The following is a 7,821-nucleotide window of genomic DNA, read 5'->3' as shown; positions in this document are numbered from 1 at the left end:
TTTCTTCGAATATGCTGAAAGTACGAGCATGGACCGTCCAAGCCTTAGGGCCTGGGTTGATCCCTGCGCGTGGTTTCTCAAGCAAGAGAAGGGCATCTGGTGGATGCCTTGGCGTCAAGAGGCGATGAAGGACGTGGCACTCTGCGAAAAGCCATGGGGAGCTGAGAGCAAGCTTTGATCCATGGATATCCGAATGGGGAAACCCACCCCTTATGGGGTATCCGTAGCTGAATCCATAGGCTACGGAAGCGAACCCGGCGAACTGAAACATCTAAGTAGCCGGAGGAAAGGAAATCAACCGAGACTCCGTTAGTAGTGGCGAGCGAACGCGGATCAGCCCAGTGGTATTTATGTCTAAACCGGAACCGTCTGGAAAGTCGGGCCATAGCGGGTGACAGCCCCGTACGGGTAGATGGCATTTATATCCTCGAGTAGGGCGGGACACGTGAAATCCTGTCTGAACGTGGGGGGACCACCCTCCAAGGCTAAGTACTCCTTGACGACCGATAGTGCACCAGTACCGTGAGGGAAAGGTGAAAAGCACCCCGATGAGGGGAGTGAAACAGATCCTGAAACCGGATGCCTACAAGCAGTCGGAGCCTTTTCGGAGGTGACGGCGTACCTTTTGTATAATGGGTCAGCGACTTAATCTGGCGAGCAAGCTTAAGCCGATAGGTGTAGGCGCAGCGAAAGCGAGTCTTAATAGGGCGTCGAGTTCGTCGGATTAGACCCGAAACCGGGTGATCTAGCCATGGGCAGGTTGAAGGTGGAGTAACACCCACTGGAGGACCGAACCCACGTCTGTTGAAAAAGACGGGGATGACCTGTGGCTAGGGGTGAAAGGCCAATCAAACTCGGAAATAGCTGGTTCTCCGCGAAAGCTATTTAGGTAGCGCGTCGGATGATTACCACCGGGGGTAGAGCACTGGATGGGCTAGGGGGCCGCGAGGCCTACCAAACCTAACCAAACTCCGAATACCGGTGAGTACAGTCCGGCAGACAGACTCAGGGTGCTAACGTCCTGGGTCAAGAGGGAAACAACCCAGACCACCAGCTAAGGTCCCCAAGTCACGGCTAAGTGGGAAAGGATGTGGGACGGCCATAACAACCAGGAGGTTGGCTTAGAAGCAGCCATCCTTTAAAGAAAGCGTAACAGCTCACTGGTCTAATAGCTATCCTGCGCCGAAGATGTACCGGGGCTCAAGCCGTGCACCGAAGCTGTGGATTCTTTCTTCGGAAAGAGTGGTAGCGGAGCGTTCCGTAGGCCTGTGAAGGTGTCTCGTAAGGGATGCTGGAGGTATCGGAAGCGAGAATGCTGACATGAGTAGCGACAAGGAGTGTGAGAAACACTCCCGCCGAAAGCCCAAGGGTTCCTGCGCAAGGCTAATCCGCGCAGGGTGAGTCGGCCCCTAAGTCGAGGGCGAAAGCCGTAGACGATGGGAATCAGGTTAATATTCCTGAACTCGTGAGATGTGACGCCTTTCGGACGTTGTTCCTCCTTATCGGATTGGAGGGGCAGGCAGGAAAGGCCGGGAAATAACCTCACGTATGAACCGTACCCCAAACCGACACAGGTGGGCTGGTAGAGTATACCAAGGCGCTTGAGAGAATGGTGTTGAAGGAACTAGGCAAATTGCCCCCGTAACTTCGGGAGAAGGGGGCCCTCGTGGTGGGCAACCATCATGGGGGGGCACAGACCAGGGGGTGGCGACTGTTTACTAAAAACACAGGGCTCTGCGAAGTCGCAAGACGACGTATAGGGTCTGACGCCTGCCCGGTGCCGGAAGGTTAAGAGGAGAGGTGCAAGCTTTGAATCGAAGCCCCGGTAAACGGCGGCCGTAACTATAACGGTCCTAAGGTAGCGAAATTCCTTGTCGGGTAAGTTCCGACCTGCACGAATGGCGTAACGACTTCCCCGCTGTCTCCAACACCAACTCAGCGAAATTGAATTCTCCGTGAAGATGCGGAGTTCCCACGGCCAGACGGAAAGACCCCATGAACCTTTACTACAACTTCGCAGTGGCATTAGGCGATGGATGTGTAGGATAGGCGGGAGGCTTTGAAGCATAGGCGCCAGCTTGTGTGGAGCCACCCTTGAAATACCGCCCTTCCGTCTCCTGATGTCTAACCGCGGCCCGTGATCCGGGTCCGGGACCCTGCGTGGTGGGTAGTTTGACTGGGGCGGTCGCCTCCCAAAGAGTAACGGAGGCGCGCGATGGTGGGCTCAGGCCGGTCGGAAATCGGCTGATGAGTGCAATGGCAAAAGCCCGCCTGACTGCGAGAGCGACAGTTCGAGCAGAGTCGAAAGACGGTCATAGTGATCCGGTGGTCCCGCGTGGAAGGGCCATCGCTCAACGGATAAAAGGTACTCTGGGGATAACAGGCTGATACTGCCCAAGAGTCCACATCGACGGCAGTGTTTGGCACCTCGATGTCGGCTCATCACATCCTGGGGCTGGAGCAGGTCCCAAGGGTTCGGCTGTTCGCCGATTAAAGTGGTACGTGAGCTGGGTTTAGAACGTCGTGAGACAGTTCGGTCCCTATCTACCGTGGGTGTAGGATACTTGAGAGGAGCTGTCCCTAGTACGAGAGGACCGGGATGGACATACCTCTGGTGTACCAGTTGTCACGCCAGTGGCACCGCTGGGTAGCTAAGTATGGACGGGATAACCGCTGAAAGCATCTAAGCGGGAAGCCTCCCTCAAAACCAGGTATCCCTATCAGGACCGTGGAAGACCACCACGTTGATAGGCCGGGTGTGGAAGCGCAGTAATGCGTGAAGCTAACCGGTACTAATCGTCCGATCGGCTTGATTGACCACGCGCAGCGGTCAGCCCAGACCTTGGGCCCCATGCGCACCTTCAGCAAACCTTCGAAGAACCCAACCGCCAGAACGAACCAACACACACACTACCCGTACCCCAAAGGGGTCGTTTCGATGGCCTGGTGGTCATTGCGGGCTCGAAACACCCGATCCCATCCCGAACTCGGCCGTGAAAGAGCCCTGCGCCAATGGTACTGCGTCTTAAGGCGTGGGAGAGTAGGTCGCCGCCAGGCCTTCCAAACGACCCCTAAAGGGCACAACAACACCACAACAGGTTCAGAAAATCCCTCTCACAATGTCTTTGCGCATTGAAAACCCCGCCGACCCTTTCGGGTCCGGCGGGGTTTTCGTTTGTTCAGGCCGTTATTCGCCGGGGGCGTCGGGGGGCTTGCGCTGACGCCAAGCGGCGATCTCGCCCATGATGCCGCGACGGAACAACAGCACGCAGGCGACGAAAATCACCCCTTGAATGATCGTCACCCAGGCGCCGAAGCTGGCGAAGACGTTCTGGATGCCGACGACCACGGCGGCGCCGACCAGCGGCCCGGCCAAGGTACCAACGCCGCCGATCAGGGTCATCAGCACCACCTCGCCCGACATATGCCAATGGACATCGGTCAAGGAGGCCAGCTGGAAGACCATCACCTTGATCGCCCCGGCGAACCCGGCAAGCGCCGCCGAGAGCACGAAGGCCACCAGCTTGTAGCGATCGACGTCATAGCCCAGCGAGATGGCGCGCGGCTCGTTCTCGCGGATGGCGGTCAGCACCTGACCAAAGGGGGAGTGGATGGCCCGGGCGATGACGAGAAAGCCGAGCACCGTCAAAGCCAGCACCAGCCAATACAGACGGCCCGGATCGCTAACGTCGATCAGCCCGAAGACCGGCGGGCGCGGCACCGCCTGGATGCCATCCTCGCCATGGGTGAAGGCCGCCTGGAGACAGAGGAAATAGATCATCTGCGCCAGGGCCAGGGTGACCATGGCGAAATAGATGCCCTGGCGGCGGATGGCCAGCCAGCCAAAGCCCAGGCCAAGCACCCCGGCGGTCAGGGTTCCCAGGGCGACCGCCTGCAAGGGACCGAGCTCCCAGACCTTGAGGGCATGGGCCGAGACATAGGCGGCGAAGCCGAAGAAGGCGGCATGGCCGAAGGACAGCAGCCCGACATAGCCGAGCAGCAGATTGAAGGCGCAGGCGAACAGCGCGAAGCACAGCACCTTCATCAGGAAAACCGGATAGACGAAAAACGGCGCGACGATCAGCGCGAGGCCAAGCGCCAGCCAGGGGAGAAGGGACCGCGTGACCGCCATCTACCGCGTCCTTCCAAAAAGTCCGGCCGGTTTGACCAGCAGGACCAGGGCCATGATGACGAAGACCACGGTGGCGCTGGCCTCGGGATAGACCACCTTGGTCAGGCCTTCGATGACGCCAAGGGCGAAGCCGGTGAGCACGGCGCCGAGGATCGATCCCATGCCGCCGATCACCACCACGGCGAAGACGACGATGATCAGGTTCGAGCCCATCAGCGGGTTGACCGAATAAATCGGCGCCGCCAGCACCCCGGCAAAGGCGGCGAGCGCCGCCCCCAGGCCATAGGTGGCGGTGACCAGCAAAGGGACATTGATGCCGAAGGCCTTGACCAGGGTCGGGTTCTCGGTGGCCGCCCGCATCACCGCCCCGGCCCTGGTTTTTTCGATCAGAAGCCAGACGACCAGACAGACCACGGCGGAGGCCAGCACCACCCAGCCGCGATAGACGGGCAGGAACATGAAGCCGAGGTTCCAGGCGCCTTGCAGCGAGGGCGGGATGGCATAGGGCAGCCCCGAAACGCCATAGCCCTGGCGCAACGCCCCTTCCAGGATCAGCGCCAAGCCGAAGGTCAGCAGCAGGCCATAGAGGTGATCGAGCTTATAGAGCGGTTTGAGCAGCAGGCGCTCGAGGACGATGCCGAACAGTCCGACGGCCAGCGGCGCCAGGATCAGCGCCGGCCAATAACCGATGCCGAGGATGCGCAGCAGCCACCACGAGACGAAGGCGCCCAGCATGTAAAAGGCGCCATGGGTGAAGTTGATGATGTTGAGCAGGCCGAAGATCAGCGCCAGCCCCAGGCTGAGCACGGCATAGAAGCTGCCGTTGATCAAGCCGATCAACACCTGGCCCCAGAGCACGGGCAAGGGAACGCCAAGAAGATCAGACACCCAGATACTCCTTGAGCTTGGCGCGGCGCGGCGTGACCTCGTCGCGCAGCAGGGTGTCGATCACCCGGCCGTGCTCGACCACGTAGTGGCGGTCGGCCACCCGGCTGGCGAAGGAAAAGTTCTGCTCGACCAGCAGTACGGTGAAGCCGCGGGTTTTCAAGGCGAGGACGATGTCGGCGATCTGCGAGACGATCACCGGGGCCAAGCCCTCGGTCGGTTCGTCGAGCAACAGCACCTCGGCGCCAGTGCGCAGGATGCGGGCGATCGCCAGCATCTGCTGCTCGCCGCCCGACAGCTTGGTGCCCTGGCTGGCGCGCCGTTCGACCAATCGCGGGAACAGCGCTTCGACCTCGGCCAGGCTCAGGCCGCCGGGCTTGATCACCGGCGGCAGGGTGAGGTTCTCGGCGACGCTGAGCGAGGAGAAGATGCCGCGTTCCTCGGGACACCAAGCGACACCCAGCCGGGGCACCTTATGGGCGGCGAGGCCGATGGTTTCGCGGCCGTCGATGCGGATCGAACCCTTGCGCTGGGGCAGGGCGCCCATGATCGCCTTCAAGGTCGTCGATTTGCCCGCGCCATTGCGCCCGAGCAGGGTGACGATCTCGCCGCGCGGCACCTCGAAGGCCATGCCGTGCAGGACGTGGCTTTCGCCATACCAGCCGTGAAGATCGGCCACGGCGAGCAAAGGGAGGGTGGGGGCGGAAGCCGAAGGGTTAGCCATGGCCACTCCCCATATAGGCTTCGATCACCGCCGGATCGGTGCTGATCTGGTCATAGGTGCCCTCGGCCAGGATGCGGCCGCGCTGAAGAACGGTGATGCGGTCGGACAGATCGGCGACGACCGAGAGGTTATGTTCGACCATCAGCACCGTGCGATCGGCGGCGACCTTGCGGATCAGCGCCGCCGTGCGGCTGATATCCTCGGCCCCCATGCCGGCCATCGGTTCGTCAAGCAGCAGCACCTTGGGATCAAGCGCCAGGGTGGTGGCGATTTCCAGAACCCGCTTGCGGCCATAGGCCAGTTCCCCGGCTGGGATCGCGGCAAAGGCGGAAAGACCAACACGATCGAGCAGGGCGGCGACCTCGTCGTCAAGCACCGCCAGACTGCGGGCCGAGCGCCAGAAGTGAAAGCTGGTGCCCAGCTTGCGTTGCAGGGCGACGCGCAGGTTCTGGGCGACGCTGAGATGGGGGAAGATGGCGCTGATCTGAAAGCTGCGCACCATGCCGAGGCGGGCGACCCGGGCCGGCGGGGTGCGGGTGATGTCGCGGCCCTCAAGCAACACGCTGCCGGCGGTGGGCTGTAAAAACTTGGTGATGAGATTGAAGCAGGTGGTCTTGCCGGCGCCATTGGGGCCGATCAGGGCGTGGATGGTGCCGCGTCGAACCTTGAGGTCGACATCGTTGACGGCGAGGAAGCCTTTGAAGGCCCGGCTCATGTTGCGGGTTTCGATGACGTAATCCGCCATGGGCGACGCGTCTCCCTGCGGGGGTAGGACAAGACCCGGGGGCCGGTTGGCCGACACCCCGGGGGAGGGGCGCTTAGGGGCCTTACTGGACTAGCGGGCAACCACCTTCGGCCAAGGGGCGGTAAGCCTCCTCGCCGGGGATAACGTGGACCAGACGCATCAGATCCCACTCGCTGGTCGAGTCGGCGGGCTTCTTGACCTCCATCAGGTACATGTCGTGGACCATACGGCCGTCGGCGCGGACCGTGCCGTTTTCGGCGAACATGTCGTTGACCGGGGTTTCGCGCATCTTGGCCGCCACGGCGTCGGCGTTATCGGTGCCCGCCGCCTTGATCGCCGCCAGATAATGGCGCACCCCGGAATAGACGCCGGCATGGGCCATGCTGGGGATGTTCTTGGTGCTGCGCTTGAGGAATTCCGCCGACCACGCCCGGGTGGCATCGGTGCGGTCCCAATAGAAGCCGGTGGTCAGCCGCAGGCCCTGGGCGGTTTCCAACCCCAGGGAATGGACGGTCTGATCAAAGATCAGCAGCCCGGCCAGGATCTGCCCGCCCTGGGTGATGCCGAATTCGGCGGCCTGTTTGATGGCGTTGACCGTATCGGCCCCGGCGCTGAGCACGCCGATGACCTTGGCCCCCGAGCCCTGGGCCTGGAGCAGATAGGACGAGAAGTCCGAGGTGCCGAGCGGGTGGAGAACGCGGCCGACCACCTGACCGCCGGCCTGGGTGATGAAGCGCGAGGTATCGGTATCAAGGGAATGGCCGAAGGCGTAATCGACGACGATGTTGTACCAGGTGGTGCCGCCGTCCTTGACCAGGGATTCGGCCGTGCCCTTGGCCAGGGAATAGGTGTCATAGGTCCAATGGAAGCCATAGGGGCTGCATTTGGGGCCGGTGAAATCCGTCGACCCGCCGCCCGAGGCGATGACGATGCGCTTCTTGGTTCGGCCGATTTCCTGAACGGCGAGCATGGCCGAGGAATTGGGGATGTCGACGATGGCATCGACGCCGCCGGTGTCGATCCATTGATTGGCGACATTGGCGGCGATATCGGCCTTGTTCTGATGGTCGGCGGAAACGAATTCGATCTTGGCGCCGTCGATCTCGCCACCGAATTCCTCGGCGGCCATGCGCGCGGCTTCGACCGATCCGGTGCCGGCGATATCGGCATAGACCCCGGATTGGTCGTTGAGAACGCCGATGCGAATGACCTTATCGGAAATCTCCGCCGCCTGGGCGTAAGGGGCGAGGCCAAGGAGAAGGGCGGAAATCAGGGCGCGGCGCGGCGTGAACGTCATGGATAGGATCCTCCCACAGGTCCGATGTCCGGCTTTGG

General features: G+C 61.5%; 5 protein-coding genes and 2 rRNA genes. 2 read left to right on the top strand and 5 right to left on the bottom strand.

What is annotated here, in order from left to right:
• Positions 1-75: 75 nt before the first annotated feature.
• Together RRU_RS17070 and rrf are read left to right on the top strand one after the other, a co-directional pair.
• Positions 76-2,817 (top strand): 23S ribosomal RNA (locus RRU_RS17070).
• 125 nt (positions 2,818-2,942) lie between these two features.
• A 5S ribosomal RNA gene (gene rrf / locus RRU_RS17065) occupies positions 2,943-3,057 on the top strand.
• Between the two features lie 130 nt (positions 3,058-3,187).
• Here the strand turns inward: rrf and RRU_RS17060 are convergent.
• From RRU_RS17060 to RRU_RS17040, 5 genes are all read right to left on the bottom strand, one after another.
• Entirely contained in the window at positions 3,188-4,132 is a 945-nt protein-coding gene (locus RRU_RS17060) for a branched-chain amino acid ABC transporter permease (protein WP_011391055.1), read from the bottom strand.
• Positions 4,133-5,020, bottom strand: a complete 888-nt coding sequence (locus RRU_RS17055) for a branched-chain amino acid ABC transporter permease (RefSeq protein WP_011391054.1) — start codon at positions 5,018-5,020, stop codon at positions 4,133-4,135.
• A complete protein-coding gene (locus tag RRU_RS17050) occupies positions 5,013-5,741 on the bottom strand; it encodes an ABC transporter ATP-binding protein (RefSeq protein ID WP_011391053.1) in 729 nt (242 codons plus the stop codon). The genes RRU_RS17055 and RRU_RS17050 overlap by 8 nt, the downstream gene beginning before the upstream one ends.
• Positions 5,734-6,486 carry an ABC transporter ATP-binding protein gene (locus RRU_RS17045; RefSeq protein ID WP_011391052.1) on the bottom strand — a complete coding sequence of 251 codons (753 nt, stop codon included), beginning with the start codon at positions 6,484-6,486 and terminating at the stop codon, positions 5,734-5,736. The genes RRU_RS17050 and RRU_RS17045 overlap by 8 nt, the downstream gene beginning before the upstream one ends.
• An 82-nt stretch (positions 6,487-6,568) precedes the next feature.
• A complete protein-coding gene (locus tag RRU_RS17040) occupies positions 6,569-7,783 on the bottom strand; it encodes an ABC transporter substrate-binding protein (protein WP_011391051.1) in 1,215 nt (404 codons plus the stop codon).
• Between the last annotated feature and the right edge of the window lie 38 nt (positions 7,784-7,821).

The organism is Rhodospirillum rubrum ATCC 11170 (assembly GCF_000013085.1).
Classification (GTDB): Bacteria; Pseudomonadota; Alphaproteobacteria; order Rhodospirillales; family Rhodospirillaceae; genus Rhodospirillum; species Rhodospirillum rubrum.
The sequence above is the reverse complement of the archived record's forward strand: the minus strand, read 5'-3'. Positions and strand labels throughout refer to the sequence as shown.

Bases quoted from the DNA above. Each gene is read 5' to 3' on its own strand.
- RRU_RS17060 (WP_011391055.1), bottom strand. From the start codon at position 4,132: ATGGCGGTCACGCGGTCCCTTCTCCCCTGGCTGGCGCTTGGCCTCGCG.
- RRU_RS17050 (WP_011391053.1), bottom strand. From the start codon at position 5,741: ATGGCTAACCCTTCGGCTTCCGCCCCCACCCTCCCTTTGCTCGCCGTG.
- RRU_RS17045 (WP_011391052.1), bottom strand. From the start codon at position 6,486: ATGGCGGATTACGTCATCGAAACCCGCAACATGAGCCGGGCCTTCAAA.
- RRU_RS17040 (WP_011391051.1), bottom strand. From the start codon at position 7,783: ATGACGTTCACGCCGCGCCGCGCCCTGATTTCCGCCCTTCTCCTTGGC.